Origin of the sequence: Bradyrhizobium sp. HKCCYLRH2015 (assembly GCF_051168215.1) — a bacterium.
GTDB lineage: Bacteria > Pseudomonadota > Alphaproteobacteria > Rhizobiales > Xanthobacteraceae > Bradyrhizobium.
This window is the reverse complement of sequence record NZ_JBNPUO010000009.1, coordinates 42,767-57,626: the sequence shown is the minus strand read 5'-3', so window position 1 is coordinate 57,626 and position 14,860 is coordinate 42,767. Positions and strand designations below refer to the sequence as shown.

At 67.8% G+C, this 14,860-nt stretch carries 12 protein-coding genes and 1 riboswitch; of the genes, 3 read left to right on the top strand and 9 right to left on the bottom strand.

The genetic code is table 11. The features are described 5' to 3' along the window. Positions 1-189: 189 nt before the first annotated feature. Complete coding sequence (locus ACQR1H_RS23250) at positions 190-1,284, top strand: HWE histidine kinase domain-containing protein (RefSeq protein WP_434908250.1); 1,095 nt, start codon at positions 190-192, stop codon at positions 1,282-1,284. Positions 1,285-1,290: 6 nt separating this feature from the next. On the opposite strand, the gene ACQR1H_RS23245 is transcribed toward ACQR1H_RS23250, so the two are convergent. From ACQR1H_RS23245 to ACQR1H_RS23210, 8 genes are all read right to left on the bottom strand, one after another. Next, the gene (locus tag ACQR1H_RS23245) at positions 1,291-2,106 is read right to left on the bottom strand and encodes an XdhC family protein (protein WP_315803263.1); all 816 of its coding nucleotides are present in this window, start codon (positions 2,104-2,106) and stop codon (positions 1,291-1,293) included. A 214-nt stretch (positions 2,107-2,320) separates the two neighbouring features. After that, a complete protein-coding gene (locus tag ACQR1H_RS23240) occupies positions 2,321-3,526 on the bottom strand; it encodes a vWA domain-containing protein (RefSeq protein WP_434840236.1) in 1,206 nt (401 codons plus the stop codon). Continuing rightward, the gene (locus ACQR1H_RS23235; protein ID WP_315803261.1) at positions 3,523-4,392 is read right to left on the bottom strand and encodes an AAA family ATPase; all 870 of its coding nucleotides are present in this window, start codon (positions 4,390-4,392) and stop codon (positions 3,523-3,525) included. Before ACQR1H_RS23235 ends, ACQR1H_RS23240 begins: the two co-directional genes overlap by 4 nt. 309 nt (positions 4,393-4,701) lie before the next feature. After that, positions 4,702-7,122 (bottom strand): aerobic carbon-monoxide dehydrogenase large subunit, encoded by a 2,421-nt coding sequence (locus ACQR1H_RS23230; protein ID WP_434908249.1) that lies wholly within the window; start codon positions 7,120-7,122, stop codon positions 4,702-4,704. Next, a complete protein-coding gene (locus tag ACQR1H_RS23225) occupies positions 7,119-7,619 on the bottom strand; it encodes a (2Fe-2S)-binding protein (RefSeq protein ID WP_008961550.1) in 501 nt (166 codons plus the stop codon). Before ACQR1H_RS23225 ends, ACQR1H_RS23230 begins: the two co-directional genes overlap by 4 nt. Positions 7,620-7,903: 284 nt before the next feature. Beyond that, on the bottom strand, positions 7,904-8,767 hold the full coding sequence (locus tag ACQR1H_RS23220; protein ID WP_434908248.1) for an FAD binding domain-containing protein: 864 nt from the start codon (positions 8,765-8,767) through the stop codon (positions 7,904-7,906). 328 nt (positions 8,768-9,095) lie between these two features. Next, the gene (locus tag ACQR1H_RS23215) at positions 9,096-10,304 is read right to left on the bottom strand and encodes an MHYT domain-containing protein (RefSeq protein WP_434908247.1); all 1,209 of its coding nucleotides are present in this window, start codon (positions 10,302-10,304) and stop codon (positions 9,096-9,098) included. 296 nt (positions 10,305-10,600) lie between these two features. Beyond that, positions 10,601-11,206, bottom strand: a complete 606-nt coding sequence (locus ACQR1H_RS23210) for a 6,7-dimethyl-8-ribityllumazine synthase (RefSeq protein WP_434908246.1) — start codon at positions 11,204-11,206, stop codon at positions 10,601-10,603. A gap of 77 nt (positions 11,207-11,283) precedes the next feature. Then, positions 11,284-11,482: riboswitch (FMN riboswitch) on the bottom strand. A 394-nt stretch (positions 11,483-11,876) separates the two neighbouring features. Between ACQR1H_RS23210 and ACQR1H_RS23205 the strand changes: the two genes are divergently transcribed. Continuing rightward, entirely contained in the window at positions 11,877-12,377 is a 501-nt protein-coding gene (locus ACQR1H_RS23205) for a YbjN domain-containing protein (protein ID WP_315714059.1), read from the top strand. A 163-nt stretch (positions 12,378-12,540) separates the two neighbouring features. Beyond that, positions 12,541-13,368 (top strand): pyrroline-5-carboxylate reductase, encoded by an 828-nt coding sequence (proC, locus tag ACQR1H_RS23200; RefSeq protein WP_315803256.1) that lies wholly within the window; start codon positions 12,541-12,543, stop codon positions 13,366-13,368. A 19-nt stretch (positions 13,369-13,387) separates the two neighbouring features. On the opposite strand, the gene ACQR1H_RS23195 is transcribed toward proC, so the two are convergent. Then, on the bottom strand, positions 13,388-14,704 hold the full coding sequence (locus tag ACQR1H_RS23195; RefSeq protein ID WP_315803255.1) for a TAXI family TRAP transporter solute-binding subunit: 1,317 nt from the start codon (positions 14,702-14,704) through the stop codon (positions 13,388-13,390). Between the last annotated feature and the right edge of the window lie 156 nt (positions 14,705-14,860).

Below are 14,860 nucleotides of genomic sequence, written 5' to 3'. Positions count from 1 at the left end.
GTGGAACCGGGATTCGCCCCGCGCCTGCGGCGCGGCGGTGACCGCGTTGACGGTTTCATCTCGTCTCCGTGCCGGCTTCGTTCCAGCCGAATACCACTGCGCCGCACGATCGACCGGCTCCGGATCTGCGCTCCGCCCGGCCCGTCGTGCAACCCATCACCGGCTGAACGCCAGACCGACGAAAGCTTCATGACGTCCGATCGCGACGCCTCCGCGCCAGACCGATTGACTGCCCTGTTGCAGACCGAGCTGCTCGACTCGCCGCCGGAGCCGGGCTTCGATCGCGTCACCCGTTTGACCTCGCGGCTGCTGCAGGCCCCGGCGGCGATCATCGCGCTGGTGGATCGCGACCGGCAGTTCTTCAAGAGCTCGGTCGGCCTGTGCGAGCCGTGGGCGTCGCTGCGCGAAACGCCGCTCAGCCACTCCTTCTGCCAGCACGTCGTGACCTCGGCGCAGCCGCTGGTGATCCGCGACGCCAACGAGCATCCGCTGGTGAAGGACAATCTCGCGGTGCCGGTTCTCGGCGTGATCGCCTATCTCGGCGTCCCCCTCCGGCTGCCGAGCGGCGAGGTGATCGGTGCGCTCTGCGCCATCGATCACGAGCCGCGGCCGTGGAGCGACGACGACATCGCCCAGCTCACCGAGCTCAGCGAGATCGTGATGGACGAGATCGCGCTGCGCACCGAGAATGCACGGCGGCGCACGGTCGAGCAGCATCATCGCGTGCTCGTCCATGAGCTCAATCACCGTGTCAAGAACACGCTGGCGCTGGTCGACAGCGTGATCGCGCTCAGCATCCGCGCCGATTCGGCGCTGGCCGAGTTCGGCGAGGTGCTGCGCGGCCGCATTGCCGCGCTGACGCGCAGCCACGCGCTGGCGCTGGATCGCGGCCGGGAGGCGATCGCGCTCGATGAGCTGGTCTGCGCCGAGCTGGCGCCGCTGCAAGGCGACCGTGTCGCGGTCGACGGCCCGGCCGTGCCGCTTCCGCCGGGCGTCGCGCTGTATCTGTCGATGGGGCTGCACGAGCTCGTCACCAACGCGGTGAAATACGGCGCGCTGTCGAACGATGCAGGACAGGTGACGCTGAGCTGGACCCATGCCGACGGACGGCTCAAGCTGTCCTGGGAGGAGAACGGCGGGCCGCAGGTCTCCCCACCTGCAAGCAACGGCTTCGGTTCGCTGTTGTTCGAGCGCATTCTCGGCGCCGCGCTGAAGGGCGAGGTCACGCGCGACTTCGCGCCGGATGGGCTCAGGGTCTCGTTCGACCTGCCGCTCGCGCCATGACGGACTTCAGCCGCGCTGGCCGCGCCGGCGCACCTGCGTGATCTCGGCCAGAATCGACATCGCGATCTCCTCCGGCGTGATGGCGCCGAGATCGAGGCCGGCCGGCGCCTTGACCTCGTCGAGCAGCGCGGCGTCGATGCCGTCCTTGATCAGCTTGTCGCGCAGGCTGTCCATCTTGCGGCGGCTGCCGACGAAGGCGTGGTAGGCCGCATCGCAGGCGAGCGCGGCGCGCAACGCCGCCTCGTCGCCCTTGCCTTGCGTCGACACGACCACGAAGCGGCTGCTCCCGGCCGGTTGGCCTAGCGCGAAGCCATCGATCAGCACATCGGCCTGCGGTGTCGTGACGAGATCGGACGCCGGCGCCGCCAGCGTCACGTGATAGCCGAGCGGCCGGGCCTGCGCGGCGAGCGCGACCGCGACCGGGCTCGCGCCGAGAATGACCAGCGCGGGATGCGGAAGCACCGGCTCGACGAAGATATCCATGGTGCCCTTGCTCGGGCACATGTTGGCGGCGAAGCGCACGCCTTCCTTGGTTTCGCCCGGCTTGACGCCGAGCTCGGCGAGCAGGTTCTCAGGCTGCACCGAGACCATGCGAGGGATGCCGTCGGCGAGCGCCTCACGCGCCGCCTTCAGCACCGCGCCGCGGGCGCAGCCGCCGCCGATCCAGCCCGCGACGATGCTGCCGTCGGGGCGGATGATCGCCTTGGCGCCGGCCTTCGCGGCGGTCACCGACACCGTGCGGACGACGGTGGCGAGCACGAAGCTTTCCTCGGCGGCCTTGAGCTGCGCGGCGAGATCGAGCAGTTCGACAGTTGCCGTCATGATTGCCTCCTGTGTCGTCGTGAGAGGCGCGGTGCAACCGCGAGGGCAGTCTGTTCCCTCCCCCCTTGTGGGGGAGGGCTAGGGAGGGGGGCGGCTGGCACCGGTGCCCGTGGTACCCCCCTCCCCAGCCCTCCCCCACAAGGGGGGAGGGAGCGCACTGCCGATGCCGTAGCAGAGTGCCTTATGGTCAGATCGATCAGGCTATTCGCCATCCTCACAACCTCGCCAGATACGGCTCCAGTGCGGCCAGCGAATTCAGCGTATGCGCGGGCGCGTAGAGATCGACGAACGGCAGCGCGGCCTTGATGCCGCGTGCGTCCGGCGCGTAGCCGTCCCAGCCGAGCATCGGATTGAGCCAGACGATGCGGCGGCAGCGGCGGCTCAACTGTGCCATCTCACGGCCGAGCAAGGCGGGATCACCGGTGTCGTAGCCGTCGGAGACGATCATCACGCAGGTCCGCGAATGGATGACGCGCGGCGCGTGCCAGCGATTGAAGGTCTGCAGGCTCTCGCCGATCCGCGTCCCGCCGCCGGCTCCCTGCGCCATCATCGAGAGACGGTCGAGCGCCCGCGCGGCGTCCTTCTCCTTCATGGCGTCGGAGACGTAGGCGAGCCTCGTGTGAAACAGGAAGGCCTCGGCCTCGCGAAAGGCGTCGAGCACGCCATGGATGAAGCGCAGGAACACCGCGGTGTAGGGGCTCATCGAGCCGGAGGCGTCCAGCAGCACCACCAGCCGCAACGGCTTGTGCTTGCGTCGCCGGTGCACCAGCGCAATCGGCACGCCGCCATGGCTGATATTGCGGTGGATGGTGCGGCGCAGGTCGAGCCGCTCGCCCGACTTCCGCTGCTGATCACGCCGGGTCAATCGCGTCCGCATCGCCTTGGCGAGCCGCGCCGCGGCCTCATGCGCCAGCGCGACCTGGTCGGGATCGGCGAGCTTGCGGAAGTCGGTATCGCTGATGGCGGCGACGCGCGAGGCGCCTTCGCGCACGCCCTCGCCGCCCGCGTCGCGCGGGGTTTCGTCAGAGGGAATCTGATCGGTCGCGCCGTGAGGCTCCGGCTGAGCGGCATTCGTATCCTGCAGACTCTTCAGGGACGGGCTGTTCGCTCTCGCCGTCGAGCCGGAGACCAGTGAGCGCGAGCGCACGCGCCTGCCGAGCCAGAAGGCGTCGAACAGGCCGTCGAAGCGATCCCACTCGCTCTTGCGTGCCGAAAACAGATGCTTGAACGCCGAGCGCAGCAGGCCGGGCTTATCGGCATAGCCCGCACTCATCACTGCCGCCGCGTCCTGCCCTTCCGCCAGGCCGACCGCAAAGCCGTTGTCGCGCAGCGTCTTGAGAAACGCACCGAGACGGCCCGCGACGAGCCGCGCCACCGCATCCATGTCCTCGTGGTCGGGTGTGGCGCCACAGCAGCTCATGCGACCTTCCCCAACAGCCGCGCCGCGACCTCGCGGGTGATGCGCGCGCGGTCCTCATGCGTCTTGAGCAGGCACATCAAGGTGTCATGCACCATCTCCGGCTGGTCCTTGAGATCGCGTACGTCGAGCCCGACCAGTGCCGCCGCCCAGTCCAGCGTCTCGGCGACGCCGGGCACCTTGCGCAGTTCCTCCTTGCGCAGGGATTCGACCATGCGCGCGATCTGCAGGGCGAGCGAGGCGGAGGCACCGTCGATCCTGGTCAGGATGATGCGCGCCTCGCGGTCGACATCGGGATAGTCGACGTAGTGGTAGAGGCAGCGCCGGCGCAGCGCATCCGATAGCTCACGGGTTCCGTTCGAGGTCAGCACCACATGCGGAATGCTGATCGCCTTGATGGTGCCGAGCTCGGGAATCGAGACCTGGAAGTCGGACAGCAGCTCCAGCAGAAACGCCTCGAACTCGTCGTCGGCGCGATCGATCTCGTCGATCAGCAGCACCGGCGGCATGGCGCGGCGGATCGCCGCCAGCAGCGGCCGCTCGAGCAGATATTTCTCGGAGAAGATCTGATCCTCGATGGTGTCCGGCTGGCCGCGATGCGCCTCGATCGCCAGCAGCTGGCGCTGGTAGTTCCACTCGTAGAGCGCGGAGCTCTGGTCGAGGCCTTCATAGCATTGCAGACGGATCAGCTCGGTGCCGTGCACGCAGGCGAGCGCCTTGGCGACCTCGGTCTTGCCAACGCCGGCTTCCCCCTCCAGCAGCAGCGGCCGCTTCAACAGCTGCATCAGCGCGATCGCGGTCGCCAGCTCGCCGTCGGCGATATAGCCGCAGGCGGCGAGAGATCGGGCGATGTCGTCGCGGGTTTTCATACCGGTTTGTTTCTCGATCTCGCCGCGAAGTCGGTGTGTTCCCTCCCCCCTTGTGGGGGAGGGTTAGGGAGGGGGGTGCCCCGCGCGAGACTGCCGCCGGAGACCCCCCGACCCCTCCCCGCAAGGGGGGAGGGGAGCGCACCGGCGATGCGGTTACAGCGCCGTCTCTCTCGGCGTCATTGCGAGCGGAGCGACGTGTCCGCCGAAGCCCGCAAGGCGTAGGCGGAAGCAATCCAGGGTGATGGACGGGACTCTGGATTGCTTCGTCGCTTCGCGCCTCGCAATGACGAAGGTGCTCTTGGACTTCGTCTATGCAACCGCGCCCAAATTCTTCGCGACCTGCCAGTTGCGCCAGAAGTCGTGGGGCATCTGGATGTGCGTCGCGCCGAGGAACGAGAACGCGTCGTTCACCGCGTTGGAGAACGCCGGCACGCCGCCGACATTGGGGCTTTCGCCGACGCCCTTGGCGCCGATCGGATGATGCGGCGAGGGCGTGACCGTGAAGTCGGTCTCCCAATGCGGCGTCTCGACCGCGGTCGGCATGAAGAAGTCCATGAACGAACCGGTCACGACATTGCCCTCGGCATCGTAGCGGATCTCCTGCCCCATCGCGATGGCGAAGGCTTCGGTGAGGCCGCCATGCACCTGGCCCTCGATGATCATCGGGTTGATGCGGGTGCCGCAATCGTCCAGCGCGTAGAAGCGCCGGACCTTGTACACGCCGGTATCCACGTCGATGTCCATCACGCAGAGATAGGCGCCGAACGGATAGGTCATGTTGGGCGGATCATAGTAGCTCACCGCCTCCAGCCCCGGCTCCATGCCCGGCGGCACGGAGTTGTAGGCCGCCCAGCAGATGTCCTTCATCGACATCACCTTCTCGGGCAGGCCCTTGACCCGGAAGCCGTCGATGTCCCATTCGAGATCGTCCTCGTGGACCTCGAGCTTGTAGGCCGCGATCATCTGCGCCTTCGCCTTGATCTTGCGCGCGGCCATCGCGATGGCCGCACCTGCCACCGGCGTCGAGCGCGAGCCGTAGGTGCCGAGACCGTAAGGCGCGGTGTCGGTGTTGCCCTCCTCGACCATGATGTTATCGGCGGGTATGCCGATCTCGCTGGCGATGATCTGTGCCCAGGTGGTCTCGTGGCCTTGGCCCTGGCTCTTGGTGCCCATCCGCGCGATGCCGGCTCCGGTCGGGTGCAGGCGGATCTCGCAGGAGTCGAACATCGCGATGCCCAGGATGTCGCAATTTTTCGACGGACCGGCGCCGACGATCTCGGTGAAGAAGGAGACGCCGATGCCCATGATCTCGCGGGTCTCGCCGCGCTTAAACGCGGCGCGCTTCTCGGCCTGCTCCTTGCGCAGCCCCGCGTAGTCCACGCTCTCCATCATCTTACGCATGGCGGTGTGATAGTCGCCGGAATCGTATTCCCAGCCGAGCGCCGAGTGATAGGGAAACTGCTCCGGCTTGACGAAATTCTTCAGCCGCAGCTCGGCCGGGTCCATGCCGAGCTTCTGCGCGAGAATGTCCATGCCGCGCTCGATGCAATAGGCCGCCTCGGTGACGCGGAACGAGCAGCGATAGGCGACGCCGCCCGGTGCCTTGTTGGTGTAGACGCCATCGACCGCGAGATGCGCGACCGGGAAGTCGTAGGAGCCGGTGACGATGTTGAAGAAGCCGGCCGGCCATTTCGACGGGTCGGCGCAGGCGTCGAAGCCGCCGTGGTCGGCGAGCACATGGACGCGCAGGCCGGTGACCTTGCCGTCCTTGGTCGCCGCGATCTCCGTGGTCATGTGATAGTCGCGCGCGAACGCGGTGGCGGTCAGATTCTCGATGCGGTCCTCGACCCATTTCACCGGCTTGCCCGTCACGATGGAGGCGACGGCGGCGCAGATGTAGCCGGGATAGGCGCCGACCTTGTTGCCGAAGCCGCCGCCGATGTCGGGCGCGATGACGTGGATCTTCTGCTCGGAGAGTTTCGCGATCAGCGACACCACGGTTCGGATGACATGCGGCGCCTGGAACGTGCCCCAGATCGTCAGCTCGCCCTTGATCTTGTCGAACGAGCAGACGCACTGGCAGGTCTCGAGCGGCGACGGATGGGTGCGGTGATAGGAGATCATCTCCTTGATCGTCACATCCGCCTTCTTGAACGCCGCGTCGGTCAGCTCCTTGTCACCGACGCTCCATTCGAAGATGTGATTGTGATGCTTGCGCGGGCCGTGTGCGCCAGAGGTCTTGCCGGCGAGGTCCTCGCGCAAAACGGGAGCGTCCGGGTCCATGGCCTTGAACGGATCGACCAGCACCGGCAGCGGCTCGTACTCGACGACCACCTTGGAGACGCCGTCATCGGCGGCGTAGCGGTCGGTCGCGACGACGAACGCGACCTCCTGGTTCTGGAACAGCACCTTGCCGTCGGCGAGCACCATCTGCACGTCGCCGGCCAGGGTCGGCATCCAGGCGAGGTTGACCGTCTTCAGCGTCTCGGCGGTGATGACCGCCAGCACGCCCGGCACCTTCAGCGCCTCCTCGGTGTGGATCGCCTTCACCCGCGCATGCGCATGCGGCGAGCGCACGAAGTCGCCGTGCAGCATGCCAGGCAGCTTGACGTCATCGACGTAGTTGCCCTTGCCTTGCGTGAAGCGAATGTCCTCGACGCGCTTGCGCCGGCAGCCCATGCCTTCGAGGGCGGCTTCGCGTTGTTCCCGCGTGGGAGTCATGTCGTTCATTCCGCGGCCTCCTGGAATTCCACGCCGTTGATCTTGGCGGCGGCGTATTGGATCGCCTTGACGATGTTCTGATAGCCGGTGCAGCGGCAGATGTTGCCGGAGATGCCGGCGCGGATCTCGGCTTCCGTCGGCTGCGGATTCTCCTTCAACAGCCGATGCGCGCGCAAAATCATGCCGGGCGTGCAGAAGCCGCATTGCAGTCCGTGCATCATGCGGAAGCCTTCCTGCAGCGGCGACAAGGTGCCGTCGGCATTGGCCATGCCCTCGATCGTGGTGATCTCGGCGCCATTGGCCTGCACCGCGAGCATGGTGCAGCTCTTCACGCTCATGCCGTCGATATCAACAGTGCAGGCGCCGCAATGGCTGGTCTCGCAGCCGATATGGGTGCCGGTGAGCTGCGCCTGCTCGCGCAGGAAGTGAACCAGAAGCGTTCGCGGCTCCGCGAGGCCTTCGACCTCGCTGCCGTTCACCTTCATCGTGACGTGGGTTTTGGGCATTCGGTGCTCCCTGAAGACGTCTTTGAATTTTCGGCCGAGCTATCAACCGCGATCTCGATGCGCTCCCCTCCCCCTTGCGGGGAGGGCAACCGGCCGCATTCGCGGCCGGCTTTTTTGAAGAACGCCGAAGCAAAGCTTCGGCTGCGGGTGGGGGTCCACGGCGGCAGTCTCGCCTGGGGCTACCCCCCTCCCCGCCCCTCCCCCACAAGGGGGGAGGGAGATGAGAGAGCTCGCCGCATGGCGAGGTTGCACCGCGTGCGGGGCCGCGGCGTCAGCAAACGCGGCTACTTCGCCCGGCTCGCCGCGCGCTGCAGCGCGCGCATCACCATGATGCCGCCGACATGGATGCGGTACTCGGCCGGGCCGCGCGCATCGGACGCCGGCTGCATGATCGCGCGCGCCGCCGTCGCGGCGGCCTTCAGAGCGGCGTCATCCAGCGTGGTGCCGATCACCGCATTCGCCGCGTCGGTCGCCAGCAGCGGCGTCTCGTGCAGATTGGTGAGCGCAATCACGCACGTCGCGACCTTGCCGCCGGCCATCGTCAGCACGACACCGGCCGCCGCAGTCGCATAATCGCCGACCTTGCGCTTCAGCTTCTCGTAGGCATAGCCGTGACCCGCGGGCGGAGCGGGAATGCTCACCCCGGTCAGGATCTCGCCGGGCTCGAGCGCGGTGAAATAGGCGCCCTGGTAAAACTCGCGCGCGGCGACCTCGCGGGCGCCGTTCGGACCTTCGAGCCGGTAGGTCGCGTCCAGCGCCAGCATCAGCGCCGGCATGTCGTTGCCGGGATCACCATTGGCGACGTTGCCGCCGAGCGTGCCGCGGTAGCGCACCTGCGGATCGGCGATCAACAGCGCGGTCTCGTGCAGGATCGGCAGCGCCGCGCCGATATCGGCCGACGCCAGCAGCTCGGCCTGCGTGGTCATCGCGCCGATGACGATGCGGTCGCCCTCGCGGCGGATGCCCTTGAGGCCGGCGATGCCGTGCAGATCGATCAGATGCGCTGGCGTCGCCAGCCGCAGCTTCATCATTGGCAGCAGGCTGTGGCCGCCCGCGAGGGGGCGCGCATCGTCGCCGAGGTCGGCGAGCAGCTTGATCGCATCGCCGACGCTCGCCGGCCGGTGATAGTCGAACGGGCCAGGAATCATGACGTGTCCTCTCCTGTGCTGGCCTGCCTTGCCGGCAAGGCCGTCGCGTTGTTGCGGCGGGCGTTCGTGCTGCGAGAGCGAAGTGCGAACGCGGACGCATCGCGGATTGGCGCGGAGCGTCGATCGTGACAGCCGGCCGCGCAACGAAGCCGGCACGGAGAGCGGCGAAATCGCACGAAATGCGGCTGGCCGCGCACGAATTGCGTCAGCGAGCGCGACCCAATCGCGCGAGTGACGGCATGCGCGGCCGCGCAAGACGCGCGCCCGGTGTTGGATGCGTTGCGGAGAATGGCGGCGCTCTGTTGCAGCAGCGAAATGAACGCTGAGCTCAGGCCGGCCGCCGCAGCCCGAGCCGCGCCTTGACCTCGGCGACCTTGGCGCGGCTCACCGGCACGCGCGGCTTCGAGGGGCCATCGAGCTCGATGATCGCGCCCTCGCCTTCCCGGCCGACGTAGATCACATGCTCGATCGCGACGATGTGGCTGCGGTGCACGCGGATGAAGCGGCCGGGATCGAGCTGCGCCTCAGCCTCGGAGATCGACCAGGGGCACATCCGCTCGCGGGTGCCGTCGTGGATCCGGGTGTAGTGCGCATCGGCGCGCACGCTGCGCACGTCCCCGGCATCGATGAAATGGGTGCCGTTGGCGCCCTCCAGCGGCAATCGCGCCGCGGTCGCGCGTGGCGGCTGGCCGATGCCCCCCAGCGGCGCCGCCGTTGCCCGGCTCATGGCGACGACCTCGACCACCGGCTCGGCCGCCGTCGCGGCCGGTTCCGGCGCCAATTGCGGCGCAGCCTCGGCAACGGCCGGCATCGGCTGCGATTGACGGCGCGGGTCCGGCACCAGCGACAGCAAAAATCCGGCGGCGATGACGAAGCACAGCACGGCGACGACGATCGCGAGCGCTTGCGGCGACGCAGCAAGTCCTGGTGCGGCGTGATGATGTCCCTCGCCCATCGGCACGACATGCATTCCCAGCATCGCCGTGTAATGCATGCCGGACACGGCGATGCCGAACGCAACCGCACTGATGGCGAGCCGCAGCCCGTCCTGCCGCGCCAGGAAGATGCGCAGGCCGCCATAGGCGGCGCCGATCGCAATCGCCACCGACAGCGCCACCAGCGCCGGATCATGCGTCAGCCCGAACGAGCCGGACAGGCCGTGCATGCCGACATAATGCATGCTGGCGATGCCGGCGCCGAGCAGCAGCGCGGAAGGGACGACGCGCCGGGGCGAGGGATCGCCGATGCTGACGAAGAACAGCGAGATGCCGATCACGAGCGCGCAGATCAGGAACGAGATGATGGTCGGCAGCACCAGATAGACGGCATCGGCCGGCAGCGGCGCCGCCATCATGCCCACGAAATGCATGGTCCAGATGCCCACGGCCAGAATGCCGGCGGCGCCGGACAGCAGCACGCGCGCGTTCTCTCCCGGCCCGCTGCGAATGCGCGCGGTGAGACTGAAACCGGTATAGCCACCCAGGCTCGCGATCACGACCGAGAGCGCGACGAGATAAGGATCGTATCCTTCGATCATCCTTGCCGGCCGCCCGTCGCCACGGGCCAGCCTCCTCCCGCGGATGTTTTACAGGTGCGGCGAGGAAATTGACAACACAAGGCGGGGAGCGCGAGGGGGCGTGATGTCGCTGGGGTTGCGTGAGCGCTGAGCGCCTAGCGACCCTTCCGCGACAGTGAGATGCGGGACTCTTACCGCAACGGCGGTGGGCCCCCCTCCCCCTTGCGGGGAGGGGAGCCGACTGCCGTCGCGGTGAGAGCTGAGTTCGAACGTCGAATCAGGTGTGGCCGGCGTCAACCGGCCACACGTCGTCAGCCTCAGACAATCCCCGCCGCGACCTGGCCGCGCAGCCGCTCCAGGCTCAGCAAGGTCTCGGCACAGGCGGTCGCCACCTCGATGCCCTTGGTCGCAAAATGCTTCCGGAAGAACTCGAAATGCGCCTGCGTCTCGTGGAATTGCTGCGGCGTCAGCACCGCGGAGAACACCGGCACCTCGGTGCGCAATTGAACGTCCATCAGCGCCTTGATGACGGTGTCGGCGACGAACTCGTGGCGGTAGATGCCGCCGTCGACGACGAGACCGGCCGCGACGATCGCGGTGTAGCGCCGCGTCTTCGCCAGCAACTGCGCATGCAGCGGGATCTCGAACGAGCCCGGCACCTCGAAGATGTCGACGCGGTCGCGCGGGATATTCCGCGCTTCGATCTCGTCGAGGAACGCCACCCGGCATTCGGCGACGACGTCGCGATGCCAGGCCGATTGCACGAAGGCGATGCGCTGCGGCTTGCTGAAGCGCGGATGCGACGGCGCCGGTGGCGACTCGTCGGGCGGTGACGCGGCCGGCATGTCCGCCGGCGGCGACGTGGCTGCGGTGAGGGTGTCGGTGGGAGTATCGGTAGGCGCGTCTTGCAACATCTGATTCATGGTTATCCTCGTCAGAGACCAGAATCAGGGCATACGGAACGACGACGCCCCCACGCTGACATGCGCGGGGTGCCGGGACCCGTTCTCTTTCATCCGGACTGTGACCGTCGGCTTCGGAATCGCACCGAATCTGCTGACCCTTCTCTGCTCTGCGCGGCGCGTTCCGGAGAACAGAATTCTCCAGACCGAGCCTTGCCGAGAAGGCGCTCGCGGGCTCGCGCTCGACCGGGAACGCTTACCGCCGGTGGGGAATTTCGCCCCGCCCTGAGAACATCGGCCGCCCGGGATGGACGGCCTGAACGAACTATGCAGGCGGCCGGCGGCTGCGGCAAGGCCTCACGCCCGCAGTCCGCGACGGGCGGCCATGCAGTCGCCCGCGGCCGTTCCCACGGCCGGATCGGCCCGGACGGAGCGGCTGCGGCGAATCCGATTCCGTTTTGTTCTCATTCGGCGATGATTCCACAGGCCGGACAGGAGTTGTGGACGAAGCGGTGTTTGGCTGTGGACGGACTCGCCCCCCCGTTGCGCAGATTCCGCAAATCACATCAGTTTGTCCTCGCACGCCCGGGTTACCTCCGGGACTGCAAGCCGGGTCTCGAAGCGCCGCGAGGGCGTGGGCCGGGTCGCCGCGTATGTACCAACGAGATCAAGAAGACGAGGTCGAGACGGCATGTCCCTGCTCGAAAGCACTATCGATTCCGCCGATCATCCGCTGAGCGTGGTCGAGACCATTGCGGCCGACAACAACTGGATGTTCGAGCGCTCCGGCGAGGACGAGATCACGATCGCCTCCAAGGGCCAGTGGACCGACTACCAGCTCTCCTTCACGTGGATGGCGGAGATCGAGGCGCTGCATCTGGCCTGTGCCTTCGACATGAAGATTCCCGAGGCCCGCCGCGCCGAGGTGCAGCGGCTGATCGCAGCGATCAACGAGCAGCTCTGGCTCGGCCATTTCGACATCTGGACCCACACCGGCATGGTGATGCACCGTCAGGCCCTGGTGCTGCCGGGCGGCATCACCGCGTCGGGACTGCAATGCGAGAGCATGCTGGCCGGCGCCATCCACGCCTGCGAGCGCTATTTCCCGGCCTTCCAGTTCGTGGTCTGGGCCGGCAAGTCGACCCAGGAGGCCATGGCCGCCGCGCTGTTCGATACGGAAGGCGAGGCGTAAGCCGCCGTGGCCTCGACACACTCGGTGTCGTCCCGGCGAACGCCGGGACCCATACCGCGTGATGCATGTGTGAGCCGAGACGCTTGTCGCTCTGCCCTCGCCCCACTAGAACCGCCGGTGGTTATGGGTCCCGGCGTTCGCCGGGACGACAGTGGAGTTCGTCGTGACATCAGCGGACAACAACCTGCTTCATCAGCTCACCGGCACTATCGTGCTGGCCGGCGCCGGCAAGATGGGCGGCGCGATGCTGGCCGGCTGGCTAGCCGGCGGGCTCGATCCGAAGCGCGTCGTCATCATCGAGCCGATGCCCTCGGCCGAGATCACCGCGCTCGTCGCCAAGGGCGTGCGGCTCAATCCGGCCAGCAGCGCGCCGGCCGAGGTCGTCATCGTCGCCGTCAAGCCGCAGATGTTTCCTGACGCCGCTCCGGCGCTGAAGCCGTGGGTTGGCGACGGGACGCTGGTGCTGTCGATCATGGCCGGCACGACGATTGCGAGCCTGCAGCGGGCCGTCGGCGGCGCCGTTGTGCGCGCGATGCCGAACACGCCGGCCGCGATCGGCCGCGGCATCACGGTGGCTGTGCCCGCCGGCAATGTCAGCGCCGCGCAGCGTGCGCTCACCGACGCATTGCTGCGCGCCACCGGCGCGGTGGAATGGGTCGACGAGGAGGCGCTGATGGACGCGGTGACCGCCGTGTCCGGCTCGGGTCCCGCCTATGTGTTCCTGCTCGCCGAGGAGCTCGCCCGCGCCGGCGTCGCCGCCGGCCTGCCCGAGCCCCTGGCGACGACGCTCGCGCGCCACACCGTGTCGGGCGCCGGCGAGCTGCTGCGCCAATCGGACCTGCCGTCCGCCACGCTGCGCCAGAACGTCACCTCGCCCGGCGGCACCACCGCCGCGGCGCTGTCGGTGCTGATGGCAGCCGACGGATTCCAGCCGCTGCTGACCAAGGCGGTCGCCGCGGCCACGGCGCGCTCGAAAGAGCTCGCGAAGTAGACAACGGCGAGCTGACAGCTCAGCGCGACGGCGTCGGCGGCCCGCCATGCTGCTGGCGCCATTGCAGGAACTGGCGGAACAGGGCACTGCGCTCGGTTGGATCGTTCGACAGCTGTCCGCCGCTCTGGCGCACGAAGCTTTCGAACTGGGTCTGCTGCACGTCGGCGACCTGCGGCCGCGGCACCATGTTGTGCGCCAGCAGCCAGTCTTCCGCGGCCTTGAACCGCTTCCAGTTCGGGATGGCGGCGACGATGCTCGACTCCCGCCATTTCGGATGCCGCGGCGGCTTCATGAACTCGTCGTAGTTGGCGAAGAACGCGTCGACGAAGCGCGCCACCTTGCGGTAGCGCTCGGTATGCTCCGGCCAATTGTAGCTGACGAGCAGCATGCCGATCGCCACCGTCTCGATCGTCTCGCCGGGGTTGAGCAGGTTCGGATATTCCTCGGAGGACAATGTCGTCGGCAGATAGAGGTCCTGCAGCCGGCGGTCGTAGGGGATCGTCACAAGGTGCAGCGCGCGGTTGTCGTTCCTGATGTTGCGGGCGAGCTGGAACACCTTGCCGGTGGAGACGATGTAGGCGTCGGCGTCGCCATCGATCAGCTTCTGGATCGATTTGGCGTCGTCGGTCGCGTAGTCGAACGACGCCGTGAGGCCGAGACGGTGGAAGATCACGCGCGCGGAATAGAAGCCGACATCGGTCGGCGCGATGATGCGCTTGCCGTTCAGATCGAAGATCGAGCGGATCGAGGACCGCGCGATGACATGGATCTCGTTGTGATAGAGCCGCGCGATGTAGCGGAGCTGCGAGGTGATGTCGGGGATGCCGTATTGCAGGCGGTAGAATTCGGGCACGTCGGCGGCGACCGCGCCCATGTCGATGCTCTTCAGGAATAGAATATCGGAGACGTTGCGCACCGGTCCTTTGCCGAGCACCGGCAGAACGCGGACGTTGGTCTGGTCGTCGAGGACGCGCGCCATGTCCGAGCCGAACACGGAGGTGGCGCCGCCGGCCGGCGCCGTGATGATGGTGACGGTGCCGTCGTTGACGTCGGTCGGGTTGGGCAGCCGCCACACGTCCGGCCCGCTGCCGGGCGCGGGCGACAGCGACGCCGGCAGGCCCGCGGGACGTGGCGGCGCCGGAATCACGGGCGCGCCGTTCGGCCGGGCGGCCGGCGCCACCGGCACGATGATGGAGCGGGTCGCTGCCGGGCGCGGCGGCTGCGGCGGTTGTTGTTGGAGCTGCGGCCACGCCTGCGCGGACACCTGGCTCATCATGAGTCCGGCTGCGAGCGCGGCGAGCGCGACTTGCGAAGCTGCCTTCGAGACGATGGACATAGCGCAACGGCCTCCTGCACCATCGCGATGCCGCCGCAGCGTTCTCGACCGGTCCGGAGCATTCACCTCGAGGCCTGCCTGCGTCAGGCATGCGACGGGCGACCGCGGCCTCGGCTGAGACCTCGCGACAACCAACCTCGCGATGCGGAGCGCGCC

Excerpts from the sequence above, each read along its gene's own strand:
- ACQR1H_RS23250 (WP_434908250.1), top strand. The coding sequence starts at position 190 with ATGACGTCCGATCGCGACGCCTCCGCGCCAGACCGATTGACTGCCCTG.
- ACQR1H_RS23245 (WP_315803263.1), bottom strand. The coding sequence starts at position 2,106 with ATGACGGCAACTGTCGAACTGCTCGATCTCGCCGCGCAGCTCAAGGCC.
- ACQR1H_RS23240 (WP_434840236.1), bottom strand. The coding sequence starts at position 3,526 with ATGAGCTGCTGTGGCGCCACACCCGACCACGAGGACATGGATGCGGTG.
- ACQR1H_RS23235 (WP_315803261.1), bottom strand. The coding sequence starts at position 4,392 with ATGAAAACCCGCGACGACATCGCCCGATCTCTCGCCGCCTGCGGCTAT.
- ACQR1H_RS23230 (WP_434908249.1), bottom strand. The coding sequence starts at position 7,122 with ATGAACGACATGACTCCCACGCGGGAACAACGCGAAGCCGCCCTCGAA.
- ACQR1H_RS23225 (WP_008961550.1), bottom strand. The coding sequence starts at position 7,619 with ATGCCCAAAACCCACGTCACGATGAAGGTGAACGGCAGCGAGGTCGAA.
- ACQR1H_RS23220 (WP_434908248.1), bottom strand. The coding sequence starts at position 8,767 with ATGATTCCTGGCCCGTTCGACTATCACCGGCCGGCGAGCGTCGGCGAT.
- ACQR1H_RS23215 (WP_434908247.1), bottom strand. The coding sequence starts at position 10,304 with ATGATCGAAGGATACGATCCTTATCTCGTCGCGCTCTCGGTCGTGATC.
- ACQR1H_RS23210 (WP_434908246.1), bottom strand. The coding sequence starts at position 11,206 with ATGAATCAGATGTTGCAAGACGCGCCTACCGATACTCCCACCGACACC.
- ACQR1H_RS23205 (WP_315714059.1), top strand. The coding sequence starts at position 11,877 with ATGTCCCTGCTCGAAAGCACTATCGATTCCGCCGATCATCCGCTGAGC.
- ACQR1H_RS23195 (WP_315803255.1), bottom strand. The coding sequence starts at position 14,704 with ATGTCCATCGTCTCGAAGGCAGCTTCGCAAGTCGCGCTCGCCGCGCTC.